This window comes from Yoonia sp. BS5-3 (assembly GCF_038069655.2).
Taxonomy (GTDB): Bacteria; Pseudomonadota; Alphaproteobacteria; order Rhodobacterales; family Rhodobacteraceae; genus Yoonia; species Yoonia phaeophyticola.
On the sequence record NZ_CP150951.2, the window covers coordinates 3628779 to 3654558 of the forward strand.

The window sequence follows — 25780 nt, forward strand, 5'->3', positions numbered from 1 at the left end:
CATCTGCGGCCTCCCCCCGTTGACCTTCAGCTTAAAGTTGGTCTTTGTGTGACCCGCGCCTGACAGGACCGGGCAGGAGATATATGAAACAACTGTTTGGTTTTCTGGCACTTTTTGCCGGTGTCGCGCTTTGCCTGGGATATCTGGGCCATCTGCATCCGATGCTGGATGCGGTGGCGATTGGCCGCTTTGTTGCCCTGTATGCACTGCTGTTCTGCGTGGGCACCGCTGCGCTTTTCGCGCGCCGCTTTGCAATAGCTGGGCTTGCCTTTGCAGCGCTTATTCCGGCGGCTGTGATGCTGCATTGGCCCCAAGGCGAGGCCGGGCCGGTCCGCATCTATACAAAGAACCTGCTGCATTCCAACACCGCCATCAATGCGCTTGTCGCGGATATTGTGGATGCCAATCCCGATGTGGTGTTTTTGCAGGAGGTGTCAGGCGTGAATGGCCCTGTTATGGCGGCTTTGGCGCCATCCCTGCCATATCAGGCCCTGTGTCCCTGGCAGGGCTGGAACGGCGCGGCGGTTTTGTCGCGCTGGCCCCTGACGGACCCGGCCCCCCGCTGCTCGCCACAACGATCGCTGATGGCGGTCCGGCTGGAGCGTCCTGGCGCGCCGTTTTGGGCCGTATCCGTGCATTTGCAGCAGCCATGGCCCGACGTGCAATGGGATCATTTGGACGCGGCTTTGCCCGTCATTGAGGGGCTCGATGCGGGGGCCATTGTCGCAGGTGATTTCAACACCGTCCCCTGGGCTGCTGCCCCGCAGCTGATTGGCCAAATGACCGGAACCGCGCCAGTCCCGCCGCGCAGAACCACATTCTACCTGCATGGTGTGGGCCTGCCGCTGGATCAGGTCTGGGCGCAGGGCGGACATGCAGAGCTGCGCCCGCAGTTGGGTTCGGACCATTATGGGCTGCTCGCTGATGTTTGGCCCTCACGACCCTAGGGTCCTGACCCTAACAGCCCCTATTGCGCGAAAACCCCGCTTTCATCGGCAAAACCCTTTACCTCAATCGGGTTCCCGGATGGATCGCGAAAGAACATGGTCCATTGCTCGCCCGGCGCGCCTTTGAACCGCACGGAAGGTGCGATGATGAAATCGGTTTGCCGCTCTTCCAGACGACCGGCCAGCGCTGTCCAGTCATTCAGGGGCAGCACCACCCCGAAATGCGGCATCGGCACCATGTGGTCGCCGACCTTGCCCGTTGCCGCATTGGCAAAGGGTTCGCCCAGATGCAAGCTTAGCTGATGTCCGAAAAAGTCGAAATCCACCCAGGTTTCGGTCGACCGCCCTTCGGTTGCGCCCAGCGCCTGTGAATAAAATTCCCGCGCGGCGTCTAAATCCGAAACATGAAAAGCCAGGTGGAAGGGTACGGGCATGCGTTTGTCCTTTTGCAGATGCGGGGCCGTTGAGTGTTGACCCGATTGTCCTTACACGTAGCCCCAAGAAGATTGAATGGGAGAGAGAGAATGTCCGACACACCAAGCTACGGTTTTGATACCCTGCAAATTCACGCAGGTGCCCGCCCTGATCCGGCCACCGGCGCCCGTCAGGTCCCGATTTACCAGACAACCGCCTATGTCTTTCGCGATGCCGAACACGCCGCTGCCTTGTTCAATCTGCAAGAGGTCGGTTACATCTATTCCCGCCTGACAAACCCAACCGTTGCCGCGTTGCAGGAACGTATTGCCACGCTTGAGGGCGGTGTTGGCGGGGTGTGCTGCTCATCGGGGCACGCGGCCCAGATCATGGCCCTGTTTCCCCTGATGCAGCCCGGCTTGAATATTGTCGCCTCAAGCCGTCTTTACGGTGGCACCGTCACCCAGTTTTCCCAAACCATCAAACGCTTTGGCTGGTCTGCGAAATTTGTGGATTTTGACGATCTGGATGCTGTCAAAGCGGCGATTGATGATGACACCCGCGCCGTGTTCTGCGAAACCATTGCAAATCCCGGTGGTCATATCTCGGATCTGGATGCCATTGCGGCGGTTGCCGATGAGGCCGGTATCCCGCTGATTGTCGATAATACCTCGGCCACCCCGTATCTTTGCCGCCCGATTGAGCATGGCGCCACATTGGTTGTTCATTCCACCACCAAATACCTGACCGGCAACGGCACCGTCACTGGTGGCTGCGTCGTGGATTCCGGCAAGTTTGACTGGGTCGCCAATGATAAATTCCCATCCTTGTCCCAACCAGAGCCGGCATATCACGGTCTGAAATTTGCCGAGACCTTTGGCCCGCTGGCCTTCACCTTCCACGGCATTGCCATTGGTCTGCGCGATCTTGGCATGACCATGAACCCGCAGGCCGCCCATTACACGCTGATGGGCATTGAGACCCTGTCTTTGCGTATGGAGCGCCATGTCGAGAACGCCAAGAAGATCGCCAAATGGCTCGAGGATGATCCGCGCACTGATTACGTCACCTATGCCGGGCTGGAAAGCTCGCCCTATTACGGGCTGGTCGACAAAATCTGCCCCAAAGGCGCAGGCGCTTTGTTCACCGTCGCCGTCAAGGGCGGCTATGAGGCCTGTGTCAAGCTGGTCGATAATCTGGAAATCTTTAGCCATGTCGCCAATTTGGGAGATGCGCGCAGTCTGATTATCCACTCGGCCAGCACCACCCACCGTCAGCTGACCGCTGAACAGCAGGAGGCCGCGGGCGCCGGTCCGGGCATCGTCCGCCTGTCCATTGGCATCGAGGATGCCGATGATTTGATCGCCGATTTAGATCAAGCACTGGCCAAAGCCACTGCATGATGTAACGATCCCGCCCATGCCCTTGGCGTGGGCGGGTTTCTGCTGTAGGCTTTGCGTGCAGCGGCAAATGCGTTTTGCCATCAACACCAACATGCTAGATGCGTTTGATGACCACAAATTTTGCACTGTCGCTCTCGTTTGAAGGTATCGAAATGCTGCACCGCGTGCGGCATGGCTGGAAACGCATCGGCACCGCAGATGTTGAGGCCAAAGATCTGGATGCTCAGCTGGCCACTTTGCGCGCCCGCGCCGAAGCATTGGCCCCGGAAGGTTTGCGCACCAAGCTGATCATTCCGCTGGATCAAATCAAATATATCGCCATCGACAGCACCCAGACCACACAGGCCGATATTGACGCCGTGCTGGATGGTGCCACCCCTTATGCGCTGCAGGAACTGGTCGTTGATGCCGAGCGTTTTGGCGGCCGCACCCATATCGCCGCTGTCGCCCGCGAGACCCTGACCGAGGCAGAGGCCTTTGCCCATGCCCATGGTTTCCGTCCCGTCTGTTTTGCTGCCATCCCGGAGCCTTTCACGTTCCAAAAGGAAGTGTTCTTTGGCCCCACATCCATGATGGAAGACATCATGGGTCGCGGTGCCACTGTTGAGGGCGATCGCATCCCGGTGATGGTTGTCGGCACACGGATCAAATCCCGCTTGCTGGTCTTCGATCTGCCTGAAGACGAATTGCCCCCATCTGACGATTTCGATCTGGCCTCGGCCCTTGCCCCGCATTTGGCCGCAGAAAGTGCGCCGCTTGATCCCCCGACCCCTGACGCTGCCCCGTCTGAGGTTGCCGATCCATCGCAAGCCCCTTTGCCTGCAGGCGCGCCGCCCCTGCAACTGACCGCGCCCTTGACCGAAGACGCCCCCGCTGTGATCGACGAGAGTGCCGATGATATCGCAGCCCCGCTGCTGGAGGCATCAAGCGAAGCCCCGGAACTTGATTTTACCCCGAGCAGCGACGTTCCCGAAGATATTGCAGACCCTCTTCCCGAGGACATCGCCGCCCCGGCGAATGAAGACGCCCCCGTTGCAGAGGACGCCCCGGTTGAGGTGTCGCAAGACGACGTGGCAGATGCGGAACCGGATGCGCCTGAATTTGATTTGGCCCCTGCAGAGCCGGTTGCAGAAGAGATCGCCGAGGTAGAGGTTGAAGAGCCCGCGCCTGATTTGGTGCCATCCGCGCCTGTTCCAGCACCACGCCCACCTTTGCTGGACGCGGTTATTTCTGAATATCATCCCCCTGCCATTGCCGCAGCGGTTGTTGCGCCCGTCGCCGAAGAAATTGCCGCACAGGGACAGGATGCGCCGGAACCTGATGCAACCAAGACAGATGTTGCAGCTGTCGCCGCGCTGACAGCCCCTGAAATCAAAGCCGATCCGGTTGTCGCGCAAGACCCTGTTTTCTTTGTTCCGCCCTTGCTGGACCGCGTGATCCCGGATGTGCCCAATGGCAAACGTAAGCGCGCGCGCAAACGCCGGCATCTCAGCACCACGGCCCCGACACTGGCTGCGCCGATGCCAACCTTGGGTCCCCCGCAAGCCCCGGTTAATCGCGCCCCTGAACCTGCAAATACGGCCCGCCGCCCCTTCTTTATCGCTGGCGCTGTCGCCGCCAGCCTTGTGCTGGTCGGCGCTGTTGCCTGGTCCGCGTTCCGCGATACTGGCGGGTCCGTTGAGGGCGAGATCACGCAAGGCGCCGCGCCCGCTGAAACCGTTGATGTGACAATCAGCGAAGATATTGCCAGCACCGCGCCGGACGCGGAACCCGCGCCTACCACCCAAGCCGAAGCAGCTGTGCCGCCTGCAACTGTCTCAATCGTTGCGGCCGCACCGGATATTCCGCAGATCGAAATCAACGGCTTTTCGGTTGCGCCGGATGAGGCCTCGGCCACGCTTGGCCTGCCTGTTCCGGCTGAGCCTGCCGCCCCTGCAATCCCCCAGCCTGAAACAGTCGCAGCACCGGTAGACCCTGATGGGTTGCCCTCTGCGATCACCGCGCCGGCAGAGCCGCCCGCAGCTGAAGCGGTCGCCGAAACAGCGCCTGTCGAAGATGTGCTGACCGAGGAAGCCGTCATTCCCGAAGACACAGCTGCCGAGGCAGATACCGCCCCCGAGGAGATCGCGATTGCCGAAGTGGGTGCCCCCGTTCTGCGCGGCACGGTCCTGAGCCCTGCAGACGCCCAAGCCATCTATGATACCACAGGCGTGTGGCAACGCGCGCCGCGCTTTGTGGACGAGCCCGGCGAAACCACAACCGAAGGTTTGATTGTTCCCTTTTCCGAAACCGCTGCCGCCCGTGTGGCCCAGCCGCAAGTCCCCCCGCTGACGGATCTTGAAACCGATCTGAGCTTTCTGCCCCCTGCTGATCCGCCCGCAGCCGAAATCCAATTCCCGGTTGATCAAGACGGCTTTATTCTGGCCACACCCGAGGGCACGGTTACCCCCGAGGGCGCCATTGTCTTTGCCGGATTGCCTGATCTGACAATCCGCGAACGCCCCGAACTAACGGCGGCTGACCTAGAGCGTATGGCGCTGCTCGCCCCTGCCCCCGAAGGTGTTGTGGTCATCGCCGGACGCCCCGATGGTCCGCTGCCATCCTTGCGCCCCGAAGATGCGGCTTTGCCCGAGGTAGAGGTAACAGAGGCGCCGGTGGACGCGGATGACACGGCTCTTGCAACGGCGGAAGACGCTGAAGAGACCCTATCTGCTGGCGGCGTCGCGCTGAGCGCTTTAACCGGTGACCCGTCATCGAGCCTGCTATCCACCGAAGAGCCAGATGTCCGCCCCGCCACGCGGCCAGGCAGCTTGCAGCCCCAGGCCGACCCGGGCACCCCGGATATCACTGCCATTATTGCAGGTCTGGCCGAGGAAGACCCCGATCTGTTGGTTGATCCATCAACCCAAGGCGTCGCATTATCCTTGCGCCCTGAAACACGACCCCAGAATTTCGCGTCTATTGTCGCCTCTGCCCGCGCGGCGGCCCCGCCGCCTGCACCGGCTGCAGCCCCCGTCCAAACCGCCGCGCCTGTCGCCCCGCAAAACTATGCGCCCGTACCCGGCGGCGTCGCCCGGGCCGCCACCCAGGAAGACGTGCTGCCCCTGCGCCAGATCAACCTGATTGGCATCTATGGCAGCCCCAGCGCCCGCCGCGCGCTGGTTCGGCTGAGCAACGGGCGCTATGTACGGGTTGAGGTCGGCAGCGCGCTGGATGGCGGCCAAGTGACCGCCATTGGTGAGAACGCACTGAACTACGTCAAACGCGGACGGACCGTGGCCCTGGAATTGCCCGCAGGGTGAATTAGCTTCGGGGGGGGTAACGCGTTACTCTGCCAGCGGCCCCAGCGCCTTTTGCAACGGCCCGAGATGCGCTGCGTATTTTTCCCATGACCGCATCGACGTTTTGTAGATCGGTTGCCGGACCTGCCAACGTGACGGGGTTTTGACCAGACGCTCGGTCTTTTGGAAGGCCAGGCAGGCCGGATCCCAGTCGAGGCCTACCCAGTCGATCAACCGGCGCGACGCGCTTTCCTGGTCGCTGATCAGATCCTCATAACGGCTGTGCAGGATACGCCCTCGCAGGATCTTGTCCCAATAGGCCATCAGATCGGCATAGGCCCGGTAATATTTCCCCAATGTCTGCAGATCCCCGTTATAGCCATGTGCCGCCGAAAAGTTATGCGTATAGCAAGACACGCATGTATCCATCGCGCTGCGTTGGCAATGGATGATCTTGGCCTTCGGAAAGAGCATCAAGATCAGCCCGATCAGTTCGAAATTATGGGGGAGCTTGTCAACGACCCGCGCCGCACTGCTGGAATGCTGCTTTAAGACGGACAGATATTGGCTGGCCAGTTTGCGGATTTGCCCCTTGCCAAGCGCGCCTATCTCTTGCCCGAATTTTCCCGGGTCCAGATCCCCCCGTCCGAGCGTACGGGCGATCTTGCGAAGGTCAGACAGCTCTCCGGCCCCGGCGATTTGGGGGTGACTGGCCAGGATTTGTTCGGTCAAGGTCGTCCCTGAGCGCGGCATCCCTACGATGAACACAGGTCTCTCGGACAGGTGCCCATGAACGGCTTTCTCGGCGATCTGATCGGCCGTGAAAATCTGCTTGATCCGCCCGTAAGCTTCACGGTGCATTTGCATCGAAAAGCCATCCTTTGCCTCGGTCTTGGCCGCTGTGAACTGCGCAAACGCCGCATCATAGCGTTTTTGATCTGCCAGTGCCTTGCCCGTCGCATAGCGCAGCGCTTTGCGTTCAGCATCCGTTAGCGCCGGTGCATCCAGCGCCGCCAGCATTGCGTCCGGTTCGGGATCATCTGCTTGGAATTTATGGGCAACGCTTAGACCGGCCATGGCCTTGACCGTATTTTGCCCCGCTGCGATCGCCTGCCGGAATACCGCTGCCGCCGCGTCCATTTGGCCCAGATTGACAAGCACATCGGCCCTCTCAACCGCGATGGCCGGATCGTCTGATTGCAGCGCCAAGGCTTTATCGTAAGCTGCAAGCGCCGCGTCATGCTGCCCCAATTGCGCCTGGGCCCGGCCACTGAGCACCCAGAATTTGGCAAATGTCGGATAGAGCCCTGTAGCCTTGCGCAATGTCTCAACCGCGTGCTGCGCTTTGTTAAGGTGCAGCTGCGCGCTGGCCTGATTGTAAAGATAGGCTTTGCCGCGGGGATGCTGTTTCAGCGCTTTGCGGAAATAGCCCAATGCGACATCGTATTTCTTGGCCTCAAGCGCGAGCGTGCCCATCAGGTTCAATGCATCGGCATGTTTGGGATGATCGCGCAGGATCGTCTGATAAAAGAATTCAGCCCGCGGCAAATCCCCCGCCGATTGGGCCGCAGCCCCGTTTTGGAGCGTCTGCGATATCTGAGATACGGGCAGCTTGCGCCGCGCAGCAGCGGTATTTTTCATAAGTGAAAGCCTAACAATCCCTTGCCACGGTGCAACAGGGGATCACCCATCAACAACTAGTAGGCGAAGACGTATGCAACCTGCAGGTTGTGGCTGATGTTCGAGCTGCTGCTGCTGAAGAATTCTGTTCCGTCAATCTTTTCATCATAGCCGGGCAGAGCTTTAAAGCGGTAACCGATATCGATTGCCCCGGCGCCGACGGGCATTTGCACCCCTCCTCCAAGTTGCACAGCAAGTGTTGCGACTGAATCAAGCTGGTACCCAAACAACTCAGTTTCTACAAAAGCGACCCCTAGTCCACCGCCGACATAAGGCATCGCTGATCCAGCGCCAACTGAAGACAGATCATACCAAGCATTGCCCATCAGATAAGTGGCTTTTTGACTAAAACCGTCGCTGAGTGAAACCGACCCGCCATCGAAGGCATACTCGTCAAATTCGTAGTCGCTGTACGAAAGCTCAACCTCGCCACGAACATTTGCCGCAATCGGTAGCCCTGTTGCCACGCCAATCATGTAGCTATCGCCGATGTAATCAAGGTCATCGCCAGAACCAAAATAGTCATCCACGGTGTAGGTATTTGCCGACAGTCCGGCGAATACACTGACATACCAGTCACCCGCACCTTGGGCGTATGAAGCTGACCCTGAAGAGACAATCGCAGCTGTCGCCGTTGTCATAAGAGTGTTTTTCATTTTCAAATCCTTTGTGGAATTTTGTCGAACAGACGCGGCGGAACGAGAACCTATTAACGATTCTGAAGCCTCAACGACGTCCGAAACAAGTTTTGTTGCCACAACATCACAGTGACTGTGACGAACCGTGCACCATTGTCTGAGCTGTCTGACGGTCTGGGATGGCGCGGGCAATCTTCAAGAATGCCTGCGCCACCCTCAACGGTCAAAAACGCATAACGTATCCAACCTGCAGATTGTGGCTGCTGGTCGTTGAGTCTTCGTAGACGACGCTGTCTTCGAATTCGCTATCGAATGGCGCGGTTCCTTTGAAACGATAGCCGATATCAACCATTCCGCTTCCGGCGGGCACTTGTACCCCAGCACCCAGCTGATAAGCCGCTGCAACGGATGTGTCGAGATCGTTACCCAAAGAGGTATAATTGACCAGCCCAAAGCCTAAGCCCCCACCGACATATGGCGTCATGGTGCTCCCCCCTGCCGATGGAATATCATACCAAATATTCCCCATCAGATATGTGGTACTTAGATCGAACCCATCGGGAAGATCACCTGATGCATTGTCGGCATCGTAGCTATCGAGTTCATAATCGGAATAGGACAGCTCGGCCTCAGCCCGGATCCCCGGTGCGATGGTCTGACCAATCGTTCCGCCCAGCAAATAACCGGAATCGGTCGAATAAACGAGGTTATGGCTGAAGTCGAAATTATATGCCCCGGTCGAGACCGCCCCAAAGACGCTACCGTACCAATCCTGCCCCTGCACCATGGAACCGGTTGAAACCGCGGCAATGAATGCGGCCGTTGTGAATAGATTTTTCATCGAAAAATACACCTTTCAAACATATTAGTCCGTGCCGCATCTACGCCCGGAATGGGCCAGATGACCCGTGCATGGGTGCATAGCCGGAATGCAAATTTGCCCTATGGCTTCAGGGACACAGGAGGTTCCGCGCCGTGTCTAGCCATGCAACACGCCCAAAAAGAAAGAGGCCGGAGGATCGATTGATCCCCCGGCCCCGCATAGGTTGTCTCAGACGCTTTAAAACTGCGTCACATATCCAATCTGCAAGTTGTTGGACAGGAATGTACCGTCCTCATAGACACCGGAACCATCGTTATCGTCGATATCAAGACCGCTGGCCGCTTTCAGGCGGTAAGCAACATCGATCATCCCAGCACCAACGGGAAACTGCACGCCAGCGCCGATCTGGTAGGCTAGCCCAGTTACGGTATCGCCATAACCGAATGGAAATCCGCCGAAAGTGGTGTCGGCGTCGAGTTGCACCGCGCCTAAACCTGCACCGATATAAGGCACACCGCCACCAAAGCTGGCTGTCGGCACATCGTACCAAATATTACCCATCAGGAATGTTGTTGAAAGCTCTCCGTTGGTTTCGTCGAAGGACAATGAGCCATCATACGAAACATCGCCACCGTCATACTGCGCATAGGACAGTTCTACCTCGGCCCGCAGACCGGGTTGCAGGGCACGGCCTACGGACACCCCAAAAATGCCGTTATCGTCAAATTCATGTTCAACTTCGAAACCATTAAAATCGGTATCGACGGAACCGATGCTGGAGTAACCAGCGAAGACGCTGACATACCAATCGCCGCTGCCCTGTGCGTGGGTCGCCGAACCAATGGACATGGTCGCTAACGCGGCTGCAGTTGTGAATAGATTTTTCATCGGAAAATAAACCTTTCATAAATATTAGTCCGTGCCGTATCTACGCCCGGAATGGGCCAAATGACCCGTGCATGGGTGCATAGCCGGAATGCAAATTTGCCCTATGGCTTCGAGGACACAGGCCGAAGCAATGTGATGAAAATGGACGGACAAAGGCAGCCAAACCGGCGGATCACCCCGCCGCTTTGGCCGCTACGCCGTCCCCATTGTACTTAAACCGCTGCAGGTTGTCCTGCGTCGCGTTCTGCCGCCTCTTCGACCAAAACCCCGCGCGCGATTTGGTCGGCTTCGATGCTTTCAAAAAGTGCCTTGAAGTTTCCTTCGCCGAAGCCATCGTCCCCTTTGCGCTGGATGAATTCAAAAAAGATCGGTCCGATCACCGTCTTGCTGAATATCTGCAGCAGGATCCGCGTCTCACCCCCGTCAACGACCCCTTCGCCATCAATCAGGATACCGTGCTTTTCCATCCGGTCCCGTGGTTCTTCATGGCCGATGACCCGTTCAGCGCTAAGATCGTAATAGGTGCTGGGCGGCTTGGGCATGAATTTGATCCCGCGCTGCGCAATCTCGTCCGTTGCGTCGTAAAGATCGCGCGCGCCCACGGCGATATGCTGGATCCCTTCGCCATTATACCGCTTGAGATATTCAACGATTTGCCCGGTTTCGCCGCGGTCTTCGTTGATCGGAATGCGGATCCGCCCGCAGGGCGAGGTCAACGCACGCGATAAAAGCCCCGTAAATTTGCCTTCAATATCAAAAAAACGGATTTCGCGGAAATTGAACAAATCACCATAAAAGGCAAACCATTTATCCATGTTCCCCTTATGCACATTATGCGTCAGGTGATCGAGATAGTAGAACCCAACCCCCACCGGATGCGCATCGGCGACCCAGTCAAATTCCGCATTATACGGGTTCGTGTCGTAATACTGATCGATAAAATAGATCAGGCTGCCCCCAATCCCCATGATCGCCGGGACATCCATGGTCTTGCCCGGCCCGTCGTAAGGCGTGGCCCCTTTGCTGACCGCATGCGCAAAGGCCTGATCCGCATCCACAACCCGCCATCCCATCGAAGGGGCACATGGCCCATGTTCTTCGATGAAGGCGGCTGCATGCGTCCCTGCCGCGCAGTTGAGGATGTAGGTGATGTCGCCTTGCTGCCAAAGCTCAATCGCTTTGGTTTTATGCGTGGCCGTGTGGGCGTAGCCCATTTGGGTAAAAAGGTCCCGCAGGGTCTGCGGTTCGGGATGGGCGAATTCGACAAAGGCGAAACCATCCGTCCCTGCAGGGTTTTCGGCGGTGATGGTCGATTTAGGTGCGTCGTGCGGAAAAGGTCCCATGGTTATACTCCTCTTTTTCCCATCATACCGCGATGCACTTGCGTTTTTTGCGCGAAGTACTAGAATTACTGATACAAATTGCGTATTTTGCGCATACATAGCGCTAAAAACACGGGATTTCCGCACATGCTCGACCCGGTTGATCTTCAATTATTGGCTGCGTTGCAGCGCGATTCCACCCTGACGGCGCAGGATCTTGGGGGGATGCTGCATATGTCCGCCTCGCAGGCTGGGCGCCGCCGTCAAAGGCTTGAGGCAGAGGGCTATATCGCTGGCTACCGCGCCCATGTGTCCCCTGAAAAGCTGGGCCTGTCCGTGCAGGCTTTTATTCAGATCGTCATGGCCACCCATACTGCGCAGAACGCTAAGGACTTCATCCGACTGACACATACAAAGGCCGAGATTGTGGGGGCGTGGACCCTGACCGGCGATGCTGACTATCTGCTGCGCGTCTATTGCGCCGATTTGGCCGCGCTGAATGATCTGGTGCAACAGGTTTTGCTGCCCCACCCCGCCGTCAGCCGGGTGCAAAGCCAGATCGTGATGGAGCGCGTCAAACCCGACGCCCCGCTGCCAGTGTGATCACGCGCAGGCCCGCAAGGCCCACGCGCCAATCGCCACGCAGATCATAACAATCCCACCACAGATAAACGCCGCCCCAACTGAGTATACCGATGCAATCCACGCCCCAATGAAGGGGGCTATCAAAAGCGCGCCGGTATTCAACGCTTCGCTGAGTGCAATGACGCGTCCTATCCGCGCTGGCGTGACGGTGTCTTGCAGGATCGTCCGAAACGGCACGACGACCGTGGTGGAGGCAAAACCCAAAACCGCAAAGAACAAAACAAAGATGAAGGCGTTGATCGGCGTGCTGTTCACTTCGACCATCCCCAAGGCAAGCACCATCGCCCCGGAAATGCCCGCCCCGAGACTGATCAAGGCAAAGGGCCTGATGCCGAAATTCCGCGCGCCTAATAACGCTGCACCAAGAACGCCCCCGCCCCCGACAGCAGCCAAAGCCAACCCCAGAAAAGTTTGCGAAAAGCCAAGATCGCGGGTCAGTGGCGCGATCAGCGTGTCGTAAAAGAACATCGCAAAATACCCCGCCCCCATCATCAACAATGCAGCGCGCAATATCCGGTTTTGCCTGACTTCTTGCAGCCCTGCCCAGATGTCGGCGCCTATCCCCGCTGTGCTGGCCTGGGGCGGGCGCGGGATCGGTGACAGCCACATCACCATCAAGACCGCCACGCCTGATGCCGCGGCATTGATCAAAAAGACCGATTGCGGCGCCAGCCATATCAACAATCCACCGCCCAAGGCAGGGGCCACAATTTTCGAGGCCTGGTTGATTGCATGGCTCAATCCATTTGCACGCATCCGCTGCGAGGGCGTGGTCAAGCTTTGCAGCGCAGCCTGTTTGGCCGGGCTATAGAAGGTATCGCAAAGGCTGCGCAGCGCCACGCAGATCATGACCGCGCCCCAATCCGGCGCCCAGAACAGCGCCGCTGTCATCAGCCCCCGTCCCAAATTGCTGAAGATCAGGATGCGATTGATATCCGCCCGATCCACAAGCACCCCCGCCACCGGTCCGATCAGCAGATATGGCAGACCAAGGCTGATCGCGAGCACCGCAAAGACAAAGGATTCCAGCTGCCACACAAAGGCCAGCAAGGCGCCAATCGCAACAAAGTCCAACCAATCGGCAAAATCAGCCGGAACCTGCGCTACCAGCAACTGACGCAATGCGGGCGAAAAAGGCGAATTGGCTTTATTCATCAAAAACTGTCTTTTTTAGGCTACTTCGGTGACCAACCGAATGATATGCAGACCATATCACGCAGCATGGTAAAGAATACGCCCGGCAAAGACCGGTCGCCGGTCCTGTTGGCACAGCCAAGCTGCCCCCCATGATGCAACACAAGAAGGCGAATAAGCGGGCAAATATGGACAGTTTCTTTTTTCAAGCAACGATTTACCTGGGCGCCGCCGTCATAGCAGTGCCGCTTGCAGCGCGCCTGGGCTTTGGGTCTGTGCTGGGGTATTTGCTGGCGGGGATTGTCATTGGTCCGGTCACAGGTCTTGTCGGATCTGAGGCCAAAGAAATCCAGCATTTCGCTGAATTTGGCGTTGTGATGATGCTGTTCCTGATCGGATTAGAGCTGGACCCCCGCGCGCTTTGGGCGATGCGTCAGCGCCTGATTGGCCTGGGCGGTTTGCAGGTTGGTGTGACCATGACTGCCGTGACTGCAGGGGCGATTTTGCTGGGCTATGATTGGGCGACGTCGCTGGCGATTGGCATGATCTTTGCCTTATCGTCCACCGCCATTGTCTTGCAGACCCTGACCGAAAAGGGGCTGATGCAAACCGGCGGGGGCCGGTCGACATTTGCGGTGCTACTGGCGCAGGATATCGCCGTTATTCCGATGCTCGCCCTGCTGCCGTTGCTGGCTGTGCCCGCCATCATGACGATCAACCCCGATGGCTCGGTCGCCCGCACCGCTGATGCCCATCACGATGATCACGGAACCCTTAGCCTGGTCGAAGGGCTGCCTGCCTGGGGTGAGGCCCTGGTGACGATTGGCGCTATCGTTGCAGTGATCCTGGCCGGTGTCTACCTGACCCGCCCTGTCTTTCGCTATATCCACCATGCCCGCCTACGCGAGATGTATACCGCGCTTGCCCTGTTGATGGTCGTTGCCACGGCTGTCTTGATGAGCATGGTTGGCCTGTCCCCGGCGCTTGGCACATTTTTGGCGGGCGTTGTTTTGGCGAACTCGGAATTTCGCCATGAGCTGGAAAGCGATCTGGCCCCGTTCAAGGGCCTTTTGCTGGGTCTGTTCTTTATCACCGTGGGGGCGGGCATTGATTTTGAACTGCTGTTCGCCAACCCGCTGAGCATTCTGTCGGCGACCATCGCCCTGATGCTGATCAAAGGCGCAATCCTTTTTGCCCTGGCCATTATCTTCAAGATCAAAGGCAAGGACCGTTGGCTGTTCACCCTTGGTCTGGCACAGGCGGGTGAGTTTGGCTTTGTGCTGATCTCATTCTCGGTGCAGCAGGGCATGCTGGTTGGCGATTTGTCGGGCAAGCTGCTTTTGATTGTTGCCCTGTCCATGCTAATCACCCCGCTTCTGTTCATCGCCTATGAACTGCTCAGCCGCCGCATGGTAGAAAGCGATGATCAACCCCATGATGAGGTCGATGTCCAAGGCCCCGTCATTATCGCCGGTATTGGCCGCTTTGGTCAGATCGTGAACCGCCTGCTGCAGAGCGCTGGTTTTGAAACGGTGGTGATTGACGCCAATCTGCAAACTGTTCAAACAATGCGTAAATTCGGCTTTCGCGGCTTTTTCGGCGATCCGACCCGCCCGGACCTGTTGAAGGCCGCAGGCCTAGAGGAAGCCCGTGTGCTGGTCGTGGCGATCGATGATAAGAAATCTGCCAATACGCTGGTGGCCTATGCCCGCAAGACCCGCCCTGATCTGCATATCATTGCCCGCGCCCGCGACCGGGTCCATGTCTATGAGCTTTATGCTGCCGGTGCCAATGACATTGTCCGCGAGATGTTTGACAGCTCATTGCGTGCCGGGCGCTATGCCCTTGAGAACCTTGGTCTATCCGAATTTGAAGCCGCCGAGCTTGAGCAGGCCTTTTATCAGCATGACCGTCAGGCCCTGCGCGAATTGGCCGAGCTGTGGCAGCCCGGCGTGCCCGTGGCCGATGTGCCCGCCTATGTCAAACGCGCGACCGAGCTGAATAATGCGCTTGAGACCGCATTGGCGACCCGGCAGCAAGCCATTGACAGTCAACAGGATTAAGGCGCGTCGCTGACCCCGGCCTCGGCAAAGGTGGCCATCCCTGAATGGCAGGCGATTGCCCCTTTCAGCACCCCAATGGCCAGCGCGGCCCCCGACCCTTCGCCAAGCCGCAGCCCAAGTTGCAGCAATGGCGCTTTGCCGATCCTATCAAGAAGCTGCTGATGCGCCCCTTCGGCGCTCAGATGTCCGGCGACCGTATGATCAAGCGCACCTGGCGCGGCCTTTTCCAGCACCGCTGCCGCCGCGCAACAGATAAACCCGTCCAGGATCACCGGGATCTGGTGATGGCGCGCCGCTGCAATCGCCCCGGCCATCCCTGCCAGTTCCCGCCCGCCAAGGCAGCGCAACGCCTCAAGCGGGTCAGCAGATTGATGCAAGGCCAGCCCCTTTGCCACCACATCGGTTTTGCGCTGCAGGCCAGCATCATCTACCCCGGTACCCCGCCCTGTCCAATCAGCTGCCGCACCGCCCAGAACCGCAGCGGCCACGGCAGCTGCAGCGGTCGTATTCCCGATCCCCATCTCACCGGTCACAACCAGATCAGCCTGCAGATCAACCGCGTTCCAACCAGTTTGCAGGGCCTCAATCACCTCTGCTTCGGTCATCGCGGGCGCTGTTGTAAAATCGGCCGTTGGCGTATCGAGCCGCAGCGGATGCACATCCATTTTCGCCCCAAAGGCTTTGGAAAGCTGATTAATCGCAGCCCCGCCATGTTCGAAATTGGCGACCATCTGCACCGTCACTTCGGGCGGAAAAGCCGAGACCCCCTGCGCGCAGACCCCGTGATTGCCCGCAAAAATGATCACCTGCGGCGCATTGATTTGCGGCTGAGCTGTGCCGCGCCAGCCTGCATACCAAATCGCCAGATCCTCAAGCCGTCCCAAAGCCCCGGGCGGTTTCGTCAATTGCCCATTGCGCGCCTGTGCGCCTTCGGTTGCGGCCTTGTCCGGCCCCGGCGCTGCGGCCAGTGTTTCGCGAAAGGCGGACAGGGTCGAAAATGGTGCTTGCATCAGGTCCTCGCAGCGTCGATCTTTGCATCTGTTTAACGCAGACCACGCCGATGGAAAGACCACAAAGGACCCGCTCTTGCACAAAGACGACATCGCTTTGCTTGACATTGTGGACCTGCCCGCAGCTTTGGGTCTGCTGACCCGCCTTCCCGTTGCATTGAACACCGAGCGCGCCACCGCACGGGGTGCCGCGGCCGTTTGGACCTACCCATTGGTCGGTGCCCTGATGGGTGTGATCCTTGCATCTGCGGCCGCCTTGATGAACGCCATTGGGCTGCCCCATGGCATCATCGCAGCCTTGGTGCTGGCCTTGTCGGTGATCCTGACCGGCGCCATGCATGAGGACGGGTTGGCCGATAGCGCCGACGGTCTTTGGGGCGGCTGGGAGCCAGCCCGCCGCCTTGAGATTATGAAAGACAGCCATATCGGGGTTTACGGTGTCTGCGCGATTGCGCTGACATTGCTGTTGCGTTGGATGGCATTGACGCTGATCGTGTCGCTGGGCGCCTATTGGACCGCGTTGATCGTCGTCGGCGCGCTGAGCCGCACCGGCATGGTGGGTTTGATGGCGATCCTGCCCCATGCCCGCAGCAGCGGGCTGAGCCACGCGGTTGGCCGCCCGCCCGAACGTGCGGTGTGGTTGGCTTTGGCCATTGCCGCTGTGATTGCGCTGCTTTGCGGGTTTCTTTGGCTGATCCCTGTCGCGCTGATTGCCGCGTTAAGCTGCGCCGCGATTGCCCGCATGAAAATCGGCGGGCAAACCGGCGATATATTGGGGGCAACCCAGCAAATCACCGAGATTGCGATGCTGTTGGCCCTGACAGTGCTTTTGCCCTAGGGCACAGGCTGGCAGTCAAGCGCTGCAGCGAATGAGCTACGATCCCGATGTGCCCCGATATCGACGGCCTGCAACTGCCCATCCACCAACCGTGTGGCGATGACCCGGGACCAATCGGCGGTGGCGGTGATCATCTCGGGCCCATGCCCACAATCGCGAATGCCGCCGCCAATGTCAGGCTCGCCGATCCGGTGATTGGTCAGGCCTGCGCCTGCGACAACCTCGGTCAAGGCCCCATCCTTGAACCGCCAGACCCGCAAGGTCTTGGCCAGATGCGGCCGGTCAATATAGGCAATTTCAACAAAGCCGTCACCGTCCAGATCAGCGGCCCCGATCGGCGCAAGCCAACGGTTGCGGGTCCCGATATGCGGGGTTGATGCGATCTTGCCGGTCTCATCATAGATCGCCAGCTGCGCGCCGGTATTGGCCTGGCTTTCAACGACGATCACCTCGGGATTGCCATCACCATCGAGATCGGCCAATCGTGGCGCGACATCTTCGAAGACCCGGTCTTGCGGCAAGGTGATTTGATAAACAAGCTGCTGATCCACCAAGAGCTGGATCGGGCTGCTTGCGTCGACCCCATCGGTCGTGATGCGCAATTCGCCCCATTCGATCGCATCGCCCAAGATACCATGGGCATAGCGGTCCGTTGGTCCGGCATATTCCGCGCTAAGAATACGTTCGGCGCTGGCCGCACCAGCCAGCACCGCAAGCAATGATGCAAGGCGCAGGATCAAATCTGTTTTTCCGGCATTTTCACACGCAGCCCGTCCAGATCGTCGGTGACTTTGATCTGGCATGTCAGGCGCGATGTGGTCGGATCAGGCTCATACGCGAAATCGAGCATGTCTTCTTCCATGGCGTCTTTGGCGGGCAGCTTTTCGACCCAAGTCTCATCGATATAGACGTGGCAGGTTGAACAGGCACAGGCACCACCGCAATCAGCCTCGATCCCAGGAATACCATTGTCGCGGGCGCCTTCCATCACGGTCAAACCGTTGGCGACCTCCACCACATGTTCTTTACCGCCAAATTCGACATACGTAATCTTGGCCATTGGGTATTCGTCCTCACTAGATGCTTCGTAGCAATACTTAGTGGTAGCTGTGCAGCCGGACCAGTGGAAATTGAAAAACCGTTGCAGGATATGCAAAAGGCGGCCCGGATGGGGCCGCCTTTGCTATTTTTTGAGCTGCTGAGAAACCTATTCTTCAAGCACCAGCGCCACAAAGCGCGGATCACCGCCCCGGCGAACCAGCAGCAGGATCGATTTGCGCCCTGCATCTGAGGCCGCTGCAATCTGCTCTTCCAGCTCAGCCACTGTATTGATCGCTTGCTGGCCTGCTTCGGTGATCACATCGCCCTCAAGAAGCCCTTTGGAGGCCCCTTCGGAATCAGGATCAATCGCGGTGATGACCAACCCGTCTTCGATGCTGAGCGAGAATTGGTCGGTCAGCTCTGGCGTGATTTCGGACAAGGTCAGGCCCAGAATTTGCGAAGGCTCGGCCTCATCCTCTGGCTCGGTCGAGGCGGGGAAGGCAACGGCTTCGGAGGTTTCACGCCGCCCCAGAACCACAGTCAGCTCTTGCATATCGCCATCGCGCAGGACGGATACGGGCACTTCTTTTCCAACAGGTGAGTTGCCAACGATCCGCACCAATTCGCGTGTATCTTCGATTTCGATCCCATCAAAGATCAGCACGACATCGCCGGATAGCATACCTGCGTCCTCTGCCGGGCCAGCCGGTACGTCTGTCACAAGTGCACCCCGCGCGATTTCCAGCCCTTCGATCGCGTCGACCATATCAGGTGTGACGTCCTGGATGCGTACGCCAAGCCAGCCGCGCCGGGTTTCGCCAAATTCGATCAGCTGGTCGACCACATTGGTCACAACCGCCGAAGACATCGCAAAGCCGATCCCGATAGAACCGCCGTTGGGCGACAGGATCGCGGTGTTCACACCAATCACGTCACCATCAAGGTTAAAAAGCGGCCCGCCCGAGTTCCCCCGGTTAATCGCCGCATCGGTCTGGATGTAGTCGTCATAAGTTCCCGAAAGCGCCCGGTTACGTGCCGAAACAATCCCTGCCGAGACAGAAAAGCCCTGGCCCAATGGGTTACCCATGGCCATTACCCAGTCGCCGACACGGCTGCCGGGTCCGTTGCTGTCGCCGAATTCGACGAAAGGCAGACCATCCAGATCAACCTTCAAAACGGCGATATCTGTGTTGGGGTCTGTGCCGATCAGTTCAGCCGGAACGCCAGGTTCGCCGCCCGGGAAGAATTCGATCAGGATCTCATCGGCCCCTTCGATCACGTGGTTGTTGGTGACGATATAGCCGTCCTCGGAAATGACGAAACCGGAACCAAGCGCAGAAGACCGTTGCGGACCACCGCGACCGTCAGGGTCGAGATCGTTAAAGAAATCCTCAAACGGAGAGCCTTCGGGAACAAGCCCCTGCGGCCCGGTTCGGCCTGCGATGGTTGTACTGGTCGTAATATTCACAACAGCCGGGCTGATTTGTTCGGCCAGATCAGCGAAGGTCGCCGGGCGTTCCTGGGCTGTTGTCATGCTCGCCTGAGCCAGGACGAGCGCGAAGGACAGGGCGAGCAAGCTCAAAAGCCCCATCAGCATCCGCCCTGCCCGGCGTTGATCTTGTTGAATTGCGATTGCCTTAGAAGTCACTGACAGATCTCCTTATTGATGAGCGGTGCGGCGTGAGTGCAGCCGCAATGTCTGAACTGATGATCTATGTAGTGCGGCGAATGTGCAACGCAAAGATGCCTCTCGCCTGCTCAACTGGATGTGATTTGACGACATATCGCCGGTTCGCACCCAAAAAGCCGGTTTACCTGGCCGAAAACCGTGTCGATTTGCCCCGGCCGAGCGAATCCCTGACATTTGTGATTATCCCAGTTCTAACGATGTGACCGCGAAAATATCCCCACATGCTGCGGGGGCCGCGCCCCGATACATTCGCGCGGTCTGAAAACCCGGCGTCAGGCCCAGATCATTGCAAAGCCCCGTCAGCCCGCCCGCCGCATCCGGCACATCGATGATCACATCAGGGCCGAAATAGCCTGCCGCTTGGCCGATCAGATCACGTGCGGTCACCAGATCCGGCGCAATCAATGGCCCGATCTTGGCCCCGCTACGGCATTTGCGGATTGTGCAAATGCCGCCCCCCAACAAAAGTGTTTTCCGGTCCGCCGTATTGGTAAACCATGCCCCCAGATAAGCGGGCTTATGGACGCCAGTTACATCTGCCTCGCGCCCAATCAGATCTGGAATATCCGCCGCTGTCGCAAGCCGGGCAGATACCGGTTGTGCCATCACAGCGCCCGCAAAGCGTGTTGTGCCACCTGCATGGACAAAGCCCGAGGCTGCGTAGTTGGCCTGCTGTTCTTGCACCCCATCAAGCCCAACCGTGCGCGTGCCCGCATGGGCCAATGCATGTTGCCAAAGCGCGTAGCCCACCCCGCGCCCGCGATAGTTTGGTGTGACGATGTAAAGCCCCAGAAACGCAAAATGATCCGTATGGTTCACAACCGAGATTGCGGCGACAGGCCTTACGCCATCAACCGCAACAAAGAACCCGCCCGGGTCTGCCGCCCAAAAGGCCGCCGCATCGTCAAGACCGGGGTTCCAGCCTTCGGCAGCGGCCCAGTCTAAGATGGTGTCCAGCTCATGCGCTTGTGCGTTGCGATATGTGATCATGTGAACGCGTCCCGCAAAGACAGGTTGCCATCAGGCACATCGCGCAGGTTCAGCTGCGAGACAAGATCGACCAGATGGCCTTTCATGATCTCTTCGGCGGATGCCGGATCATTTTGCGCGATCGCATCAATCAGCGCGTGATGGGCGTGGCTTTCGCATAGGGCACTGCGCCGCTGCCAATAAAGGGCAATGACCAAGGATGATTGCGAGACGAGCTGGCGAATGAAGGCTTCAATCGTTTTTTGATCTGCGATGCGGGCAATCTCAACATGGAAATGCCCTGACAGTTTCAGCGCGCGCCCGGCTTCATTGGCATCAATGGCGGCGTGTTCCTGGGTGATATGATCTTTCAGCACGGTGATATCATCGGGCCTCGCCCGTTCAGCGGCGGCGCGGGCGGTCTGAGGTTCCAGCAATGCGCGGGCTTCAAACACCTCGCGCGCTTCTTTGATCGAAGGTTTGGCGACAAAGGCACCCCGGTTGCGTTCGATTGCAACAAGCCCGCCATGCGCCATTGTGCGCAGCGCCTGCCGCACCACCGTGCGGCCCACGCCGAAGATTTCGCCGACCTCATCCTCGCTGAGTTTCATGCCCGGCAGAACCCGGTGTTCATGCACCGCTTCGGTCAGTTGGGTCACGATCTCATCTGCGGTGGCGGCGCTTTTGATTGCTGTCTCGGTCATAGCTTTAGTTGAGTCTTTATTTTGTGGCGGCAAGCAAGGCTGAATGCGAAAGAGACTACAATTGTATACAATCTTCGCCCAATTCTTGAACAAGTTTAACTCATTTCGCCAACGCAATCGACAGCTTGCGGGATCGTTCACGCCTTATTTACGAAAAAACTGTCCCACCGGCGCTGCCTTGCATGACGCTAAGAGCACGAAGACGCGGGGACATCTATGCCATCCAATCTGGACCTTGAACTTGTCAGCCTGACCAAACGCTATGGCAGCGCGCTGGCCGTGGATGCGATCAGCTACCATTTTGCGTCGGGCACCTATGCCTGTCTTTTGGGGCCATCAGGCTGCGGCAAGTCGTCGACCCTGCGCATGGTTGCCGGGCATGAAAGCGTAACGGGCGGATCAGTTTTGCTGGGCGGGCGCGATATTTCCTTTCTGCCCCCCGCAAAACGCGGTACCGCGATGATGTTTCAAAACTATGCACTGTTTCCCCATCTGAGCGTTACGGAAAATGTGGCGTTCAGCCTGAAAATGAAAGGTGTGGATGCTGCAACCCGCGCCAGCCGCGCAGGCGAGATGCTGGAGCTGGTGGATATGAGCGCCTTTGCCGCCCGCCTGCCTGCCCAGCTGTCGGGCGGCCAGCAGCAACGCGTTGCCTTGGCCCGGGCCCTGATCACGAAACCCGATATCCTACTGCTGGATGAACCGCTATCCGCGCTTGATCCGTTCCTGCGCATCCGCATGCGCGCCGAACTTAAACGGCTGCAGCGCGAGCTGGGCATTACGTTTTTACACGTCACCCATGGGCAGGACGAGGCCCTGGCCCTGGCTGACGAAATTGTTGTGATGAATAACGCCAAGATCGAACAGGCCGGCCCGACCCGGTCGGTGTTTGAGGCCCCTAAAACGGCCTTTGTTGCGCGTTTCTTGGGCTCGCATAACGTGATTTCCCTGCCCGGCGGTCCGATTGCTGTGCGGTCCGATGCCATGAAGATCAACGCCCCTGCGGGTGCGAAGATGGAGGGGCAGATCACCAATATCGAATATCAGGGAACCCATGTCGCACTGACCGCTGCCATTGCAGGCAATCAAGAGGTCACTGCGCTTCTTCCCGATCAAGAGTTCTTCGGGGCACCGAAGGAATTGGGCGAGGCTGTTGGCCTCGATTGGGACCCTCAGGCAGCCCATGCGTTAACCGCCTGAGAAAACGTAAAAACAGGGAAGTAAAGATGACAACAATTCCAAAGATACGCTATTCGCGCCGGTCCATGCTGAAGGCAGGTGGCGCGGCGGTGGCGGCCGCCGCGCTTCCGGCTCCTATGGTCTGGGGGCAAGAGATCAAAGATGTGACCTTGCGCCAGTTCGGCACCGGGGTGTCCAACCTCAATGAAGTGGCGACAAAGGTCAAGGAAGACCTCGGGTTTAACCTGGAAATGACCGCGCTTGATTCCGACAGCGTCACCCAGCGTGCCGCCACCCAGCCGGACAGTTTTGATATCGCTGATATCGAATACTGGATCTGCAAAAAGGTCTGGCCAACCGGCAACCTGCAAGCGATGGACACCACGAAAATCGCCAATTACGACAAGATCGTCGGCATCTTCCGGGATGGGAAACTAACCCCGGAAAGCACCATCGCGCAGGGCACTGCGCCGCATAGTGTGGGCTTTACCACCGGGGCAGACGGCACGGAATTTGTAGATGAGGAATCTGGTTGGATGACCTTGATCCCCACCATCTATAACGCCGACACGCTAGGCATCCGCCCTGACCTGATTGGCCGCCCGATCAGCAATTGGTCTGAACTGCTGAACCCCGAATTTGCGGGCAAAGCCTCAATCCTGGATATTTCATCCATCGGCATCATGGATATGGCCATGGTCGTCGAATCCATGGGCGAATACACCTATCCCGACAAGGGCAACATGACCCGTGAAGAGATTGACCTGACCTTGGGCATCTTTACCGAAGCCAAGAAAGCCGGTCAGTTCCGCGCCTTCTGGAAATCCTTCTCGGAATCGGTTGAGCTGATGGCCTCGGGCGAGGTGGTTATCCAATCCATGTGGTCGCCTGCAATCACAGCCGTGCGCAGCCAGGGCATTCCATGTGTCTACCAGCCACTTGAGGAAGGCTACCGGTCATGGGGCGGCGGCATCGGCCTGTCAGCATCCCTGTCCGGGATCGAGCTGGACGCCGCCTATGAATATATCAACTGGTATCTGTCCGGCTGGGTCGGCGGTTTCCTGATGCGCCAGGGCTACTATTCAGCTGTGCCCGAGACCTCAAAAGAGTTCATGAGCGCCGATGAATGGGGCTTCTGGTTCGAAGGCAAAGCCGCCGAGGGTGATATCACCAACCCATTTGGCGATGTGATGGAAAAAGCTGGCGCGGTGCGCGATGGTGGTTCCTTCTATGATCGTATGGGCGCGGTGGCCTGTTGGAACGCTGTCATGGATGAGAACCAGTACATGGTGCGCAAGTGGAACGAGTTTATCGCCGCTTGATGTGTTTCGCGCGCTGACGCGCGCGACAGGCGGGGGAGGCGCTGCCTCCCCCGACCCCCTCCGGGATATTTATGGCCAAAAGAAGAGCAATGCCTTGCAACTGAATAGACATTTGACCGGATGGCTGATGGCCAGTCCGCTGGCCTTGATCCTGACCGCTTTTCTTGTCGCCCCGATCATCATGATTGTGATTGTCAGCTTTTGGGGCGCGACAGAGTTTTCGATCTATCCCGCCTTTCAATTTGACAATTACGCCTTTCTCTTTGGATCGGACGTGACCTATCGCGTCTTTTTCAACACGTTCAAATATGCCGCCATCACATGGGCCTTCACCCTGGTGATCGGCTTTACCGTCGCCTATTTTCTGGCGTTCCATGTGCGGTCATTGAAATGGCAGATCGCCCTGTTTCTTCTGTGTACGATCCCCTTCTGGACCTCGAATATCATTCGCATGATTTCGTGGATCCCGTTTCTGGGCCGCAACGGGCTGGCCAATGCGACCCTGGTGTCCTGGGGCGTGATTGATGAGCCGTTGGATTGGCTTTTATTCAGCGATTTCAGCGTCATTCTGGCCTTTGTCCATCTGTACACGCTGTTTATGGTCGTCCCCATTTTCAACACGATGATGCGTATCGACAAATCCCTGATCGAAGCGGCAGTGGATGCGGGCGCGACTGGTTGGCAGACCCTGCGTTATGTGGTGATCCCGCTGACAAAGCCGGGCATCATGATTGGCACGATCTTTGTCGTGACCTTGGTGATGGGCGATTTCATCACCGTCCGCTTCATGAGCGGGTCCCAATCAGCCAATGTGGGCCGGATGATTCAGAATGATATTGGCCTGCTGCAATACCCTTCAGCGGCGGCAACGGCGGTGATCCTGCTGGCCACTGTGTTGATCGTGATTGGCATCCTTTTGCGCTTTGTCGATATCCGGAAGGAGCTGTGATGGAACCGCGCCCCCGCTCATTTTACGTCTTGGCCACGTTTTTCACGCTGTTTTTGCTGTTTCTATATGGCCCAACCCTGACCATCGCGATCCTGTCATTTCAAGGCCCAAGCGGCGGGCTGACATTTCCGATGAAAGGGGTCTCGCTGCATTGGTTCCATGACCTGTTCCAGCAACAGGCTGTCGGGGACATCTGGGGGTCGTTCCGGCGGTCCTTTGTTCTTGGATTGATGGTCATGATCACGACCGTGATTGTGTCTGTGCTGGGCGGCTTGGCGTTCCGCAAACGTTTTGCCGGATCAGGAATTATCTTTTATCTGATCATCACATCCCTGGTGATCCCCTCAATCCTGGTGTCACTGGGTGTCGGGTTGATCTGGTCCCAATCTGGCCTTCCTGTACACTGGTCCACTTCGGGATTTGGTGCGCAGCTGACCTGGACATTGCCCTTTGGCCTTTTGATCATGTTTGCGGTCTTCAACCGCTTTGACAAAAGCTATGAAGAAGCGGCCCGCGATCTGGGGGCCTCGCCTTGGCAGACCGTCCGTTTTGTCGTTTTGCCCATCATCGCCCCGTCACTGATTGGCGTTGCCCTGTTTGGGTTCACGCTAAGCTATGATGAATTTGCCCGAACCCTGCTGACATCGGGCAGTTACAACACCTTGCCGCTTGAGATTTTTGGGATGACAACCAATGTCACCTCGCCTGTGATTTTCGCGCTTGGCACGTTGACAACCTTATTTTCTTTTGGCGTGATCGGGCTGTTCTTGCTGATCTTTTGGCGGATCGACCGCCGCCGAAAGGCGCAAGGATCAGATGCCGGGAACGGCTTGGCCTGAA

Annotated in this window: 23 protein-coding genes; 10 read left to right on the forward strand and 13 right to left on the reverse strand. The window is 58.1% G+C overall.

Going from position 1 to position 25780, the window contains the following annotated elements; genetic code table 11:
• Positions 1–83 precede the first annotated feature (83 nt).
• A complete protein-coding gene (locus tag AABB29_RS18305; protein WP_341365548.1) occupies positions 84–947 on the forward strand; it encodes an endonuclease/exonuclease/phosphatase family protein in 864 nt (287 codons plus the stop codon).
• Between the two features lie 20 nt (positions 948–967).
• Here the strand turns inward: AABB29_RS18305 and AABB29_RS18310 are convergent, their stop codons facing one another.
• Entirely contained in the window at positions 968–1381 is a 414-nt protein-coding gene (locus AABB29_RS18310) for a VOC family protein (RefSeq protein WP_341365547.1), read from the reverse strand.
• A 90-nt stretch (positions 1382–1471) separates the two neighbouring features.
• Here AABB29_RS18310 and AABB29_RS18315 point away from each other — a divergent pair, with 90 nt between their 5' ends.
• Together AABB29_RS18315 and AABB29_RS18320 are read left to right on the forward strand one after the other, a co-directional pair.
• On the forward strand, positions 1472–2764 hold the full coding sequence (locus AABB29_RS18315) for an O-acetylhomoserine aminocarboxypropyltransferase/cysteine synthase family protein (protein ID WP_341365546.1): 1293 nt from the start codon (positions 1472–1474) through the stop codon (positions 2762–2764).
• A 107-nt stretch (positions 2765–2871) separates the two neighbouring features.
• Entirely contained in the window at positions 2872–6066 is a 3195-nt protein-coding gene (locus AABB29_RS18320; RefSeq protein ID WP_373636672.1) for a hypothetical protein, read from the forward strand.
• A gap of 24 nt (positions 6067–6090) precedes the next feature.
• Here the strand turns inward: AABB29_RS18320 and AABB29_RS18325 are convergent, their stop codons facing one another.
• The 5 genes from AABB29_RS18325 to hppD form a co-directional block, all read right to left on the reverse strand.
• Entirely contained in the window at positions 6091–7686 is a 1596-nt protein-coding gene (locus AABB29_RS18325) for a sulfotransferase (protein WP_341365543.1), read from the reverse strand.
• Positions 7687–7742: 56 nt separating this feature from the next.
• Complete coding sequence (locus tag AABB29_RS18330; protein ID WP_341365542.1) at positions 7743–8381, reverse strand: hypothetical protein; 639 nt, start codon at positions 8379–8381, stop codon at positions 7743–7745.
• Positions 8382–8586: 205 nt separating this feature from the next.
• Positions 8587–9204, reverse strand: coding sequence for an outer membrane protein (locus AABB29_RS18335; protein ID WP_373636673.1), 618 nt, complete (start codon positions 9202–9204; stop codon positions 8587–8589).
• 219 nt (positions 9205–9423) lie between these two features.
• Positions 9424–10074 carry an acyloxyacyl hydrolase gene (locus AABB29_RS18340; protein ID WP_341365539.1) on the reverse strand — a complete coding sequence of 217 codons (651 nt, stop codon included), beginning with the start codon at positions 10072–10074 and terminating at the stop codon, positions 9424–9426.
• Positions 10075–10286: 212 nt separating this feature from the next.
• Positions 10287–11417 carry a 4-hydroxyphenylpyruvate dioxygenase gene (hppD, locus tag AABB29_RS18345; protein ID WP_341365538.1) on the reverse strand — a complete coding sequence of 377 codons (1131 nt, stop codon included), beginning with the start codon at positions 11415–11417 and terminating at the stop codon, positions 10287–10289.
• Between the two features lie 126 nt (positions 11418–11543).
• On the opposite strand from hppD, the gene AABB29_RS18350 reads away from it, so the two are divergent.
• Positions 11544–11999, forward strand: coding sequence for an Lrp/AsnC family transcriptional regulator (locus tag AABB29_RS18350; RefSeq protein WP_341365537.1), 456 nt, complete (start codon positions 11544–11546; stop codon positions 11997–11999).
• On the opposite strand, the gene AABB29_RS18355 is transcribed toward AABB29_RS18350, so the two are convergent.
• A complete protein-coding gene (locus AABB29_RS18355) occupies positions 12000–13196 on the reverse strand; it encodes an MFS transporter (RefSeq protein WP_341365536.1) in 1197 nt (398 codons plus the stop codon).
• A gap of 167 nt (positions 13197–13363) precedes the next feature.
• Between AABB29_RS18355 and AABB29_RS18360 the strand changes: the two genes are divergently transcribed.
• Positions 13364–15238, forward strand: a complete 1875-nt coding sequence (locus tag AABB29_RS18360; protein WP_341369050.1) for a monovalent cation:proton antiporter-2 (CPA2) family protein — start codon at positions 13364–13366, stop codon at positions 15236–15238.
• Here the strand turns inward: AABB29_RS18360 and cobT are convergent.
• Positions 15235–16248 (reverse strand): nicotinate-nucleotide--dimethylbenzimidazole phosphoribosyltransferase, encoded by a 1014-nt coding sequence (cobT, locus tag AABB29_RS18365; protein WP_341365535.1) that lies wholly within the window; start codon positions 16246–16248, stop codon positions 15235–15237. The two genes, AABB29_RS18360 and cobT, sit on opposite strands and share 4 nt — an antisense overlap.
• Before the next feature lie 76 nt (positions 16249–16324).
• Here cobT and cobS point away from each other — a divergent pair, with 76 nt between their 5' ends.
• Positions 16325–17086 (forward strand): adenosylcobinamide-GDP ribazoletransferase, encoded by a 762-nt coding sequence (gene cobS / locus AABB29_RS18370; RefSeq protein WP_341365534.1) that lies wholly within the window; start codon positions 16325–16327, stop codon positions 17084–17086.
• Here the strand turns inward: cobS and AABB29_RS18375 are convergent.
• The 5 genes from AABB29_RS18375 to AABB29_RS18395 all read right to left on the reverse strand — a co-directional run bounded on the left by AABB29_RS18375 (position 17083) and on the right by AABB29_RS18395 (position 21490).
• The gene (locus AABB29_RS18375; RefSeq protein WP_341365533.1) at positions 17083–17826 is read right to left on the reverse strand and encodes a VCBS repeat-containing protein; all 744 of its coding nucleotides are present in this window, start codon (positions 17824–17826) and stop codon (positions 17083–17085) included. The genes cobS and AABB29_RS18375 overlap by 4 nt on opposite strands.
• Positions 17823–18146 carry a 2Fe-2S iron-sulfur cluster-binding protein gene (locus tag AABB29_RS18380; RefSeq protein ID WP_341365532.1) on the reverse strand — a complete coding sequence of 108 codons (324 nt, stop codon included), beginning with the start codon at positions 18144–18146 and terminating at the stop codon, positions 17823–17825. Before AABB29_RS18380 ends, AABB29_RS18375 begins: the two co-directional genes overlap by 4 nt.
• A 147-nt stretch (positions 18147–18293) precedes the next feature.
• Positions 18294–19724, reverse strand: a complete 1431-nt coding sequence (locus tag AABB29_RS18385; RefSeq protein WP_341369049.1) for a Do family serine endopeptidase — start codon at positions 19722–19724, stop codon at positions 18294–18296.
• Between the two features lie 273 nt (positions 19725–19997).
• Positions 19998–20807 (reverse strand): GNAT family N-acetyltransferase, encoded by an 810-nt coding sequence (locus tag AABB29_RS18390; RefSeq protein WP_341365531.1) that lies wholly within the window; start codon positions 20805–20807, stop codon positions 19998–20000.
• Entirely contained in the window at positions 20804–21490 is a 687-nt protein-coding gene (locus AABB29_RS18395) for a GntR family transcriptional regulator (RefSeq protein WP_341365530.1), read from the reverse strand. The genes AABB29_RS18390 and AABB29_RS18395 overlap by 4 nt, the downstream gene beginning before the upstream one ends.
• A gap of 216 nt (positions 21491–21706) precedes the next feature.
• Here AABB29_RS18395 and AABB29_RS18400 point away from each other — a divergent pair, with 216 nt between their 5' ends.
• The 4 genes from AABB29_RS18400 to AABB29_RS18415 all read left to right on the forward strand — a co-directional run bounded on the left by AABB29_RS18400 (position 21707) and on the right by AABB29_RS18415 (position 25779).
• Positions 21707–22690 (forward strand): ABC transporter ATP-binding protein, encoded by a 984-nt coding sequence (locus AABB29_RS18400; protein WP_341365529.1) that lies wholly within the window; start codon positions 21707–21709, stop codon positions 22688–22690.
• Positions 22691–22725: 35 nt separating this feature from the next.
• Positions 22726–23991 (forward strand): extracellular solute-binding protein, encoded by a 1266-nt coding sequence (locus AABB29_RS18405; protein WP_341369048.1) that lies wholly within the window; start codon positions 22726–22728, stop codon positions 23989–23991.
• A gap of 127 nt (positions 23992–24118) precedes the next feature.
• Positions 24119–24940 (forward strand): ABC transporter permease, encoded by an 822-nt coding sequence (locus AABB29_RS18410; RefSeq protein ID WP_341369047.1) that lies wholly within the window; start codon positions 24119–24121, stop codon positions 24938–24940.
• Positions 24940–25779, forward strand: coding sequence for an ABC transporter permease (locus tag AABB29_RS18415; RefSeq protein WP_341365528.1), 840 nt, complete (start codon positions 24940–24942; stop codon positions 25777–25779). Before AABB29_RS18410 ends, AABB29_RS18415 begins: the two co-directional genes overlap by 1 nt.
• The last annotated feature ends 1 nt before the right edge of the window (position 25780 follow it).

Bases quoted from the DNA above. Each gene is read 5' to 3' on its own strand.
- AABB29_RS18305 (WP_341365548.1), top strand. From the start codon at position 84: ATGAAACAACTGTTTGGTTTTCTGGCACTTTTTGCCGGTGTCGCGCTT.
- AABB29_RS18310 (WP_341365547.1), bottom strand. From the start codon at position 1,381: ATGCCCGTACCCTTCCACCTGGCTTTTCATGTTTCGGATTTAGACGCC.
- AABB29_RS18315 (WP_341365546.1), top strand. From the start codon at position 1,472: ATGTCCGACACACCAAGCTACGGTTTTGATACCCTGCAAATTCACGCA.
- AABB29_RS18320 (WP_373636672.1), top strand. From the start codon at position 2,872: ATGACCACAAATTTTGCACTGTCGCTCTCGTTTGAAGGTATCGAAATG.
- AABB29_RS18325 (WP_341365543.1), bottom strand. From the start codon at position 7,686: ATGAAAAATACCGCTGCTGCGCGGCGCAAGCTGCCCGTATCTCAGATA.
- AABB29_RS18330 (WP_341365542.1), bottom strand. From the start codon at position 8,381: ATGAAAAACACTCTTATGACAACGGCGACAGCTGCGATTGTCTCTTCA.
- AABB29_RS18335 (WP_373636673.1), bottom strand. From the start codon at position 9,204: ATGAAAAATCTATTCACAACGGCCGCATTCATTGCCGCGGTTTCAACC.
- AABB29_RS18340 (WP_341365539.1), bottom strand. From the start codon at position 10,074: ATGAAAAATCTATTCACAACTGCAGCCGCGTTAGCGACCATGTCCATT.
- hppD (WP_341365538.1), bottom strand. From the start codon at position 11,417: ATGGGACCTTTTCCGCACGACGCACCTAAATCGACCATCACCGCCGAA.
- AABB29_RS18350 (WP_341365537.1), top strand. From the start codon at position 11,544: ATGCTCGACCCGGTTGATCTTCAATTATTGGCTGCGTTGCAGCGCGAT.
- AABB29_RS18355 (WP_341365536.1), bottom strand. From the start codon at position 13,196: ATGAATAAAGCCAATTCGCCTTTTTCGCCCGCATTGCGTCAGTTGCTG.
- AABB29_RS18360 (WP_341369050.1), top strand. From the start codon at position 13,364: ATGGACAGTTTCTTTTTTCAAGCAACGATTTACCTGGGCGCCGCCGTC.
- cobT (WP_341365535.1), bottom strand. From the start codon at position 16,248: ATGCAAGCACCATTTTCGACCCTGTCCGCCTTTCGCGAAACACTGGCC.
- AABB29_RS18380 (WP_341365532.1), bottom strand. From the start codon at position 18,146: ATGGCCAAGATTACGTATGTCGAATTTGGCGGTAAAGAACATGTGGTG.
- AABB29_RS18385 (WP_341369049.1), bottom strand. From the start codon at position 19,724: ATGCTGATGGGGCTTTTGAGCTTGCTCGCCCTGTCCTTCGCGCTCGTC.
- AABB29_RS18390 (WP_341365531.1), bottom strand. From the start codon at position 20,807: ATGATCACATATCGCAACGCACAAGCGCATGAGCTGGACACCATCTTA.
- AABB29_RS18395 (WP_341365530.1), bottom strand. From the start codon at position 21,490: ATGACCGAGACAGCAATCAAAAGCGCCGCCACCGCAGATGAGATCGTG.
- AABB29_RS18400 (WP_341365529.1), top strand. From the start codon at position 21,707: ATGCCATCCAATCTGGACCTTGAACTTGTCAGCCTGACCAAACGCTAT.
- AABB29_RS18410 (WP_341369047.1), top strand. From the start codon at position 24,119: ATGGCCAGTCCGCTGGCCTTGATCCTGACCGCTTTTCTTGTCGCCCCG.
- AABB29_RS18415 (WP_341365528.1), top strand. From the start codon at position 24,940: ATGGAACCGCGCCCCCGCTCATTTTACGTCTTGGCCACGTTTTTCACG.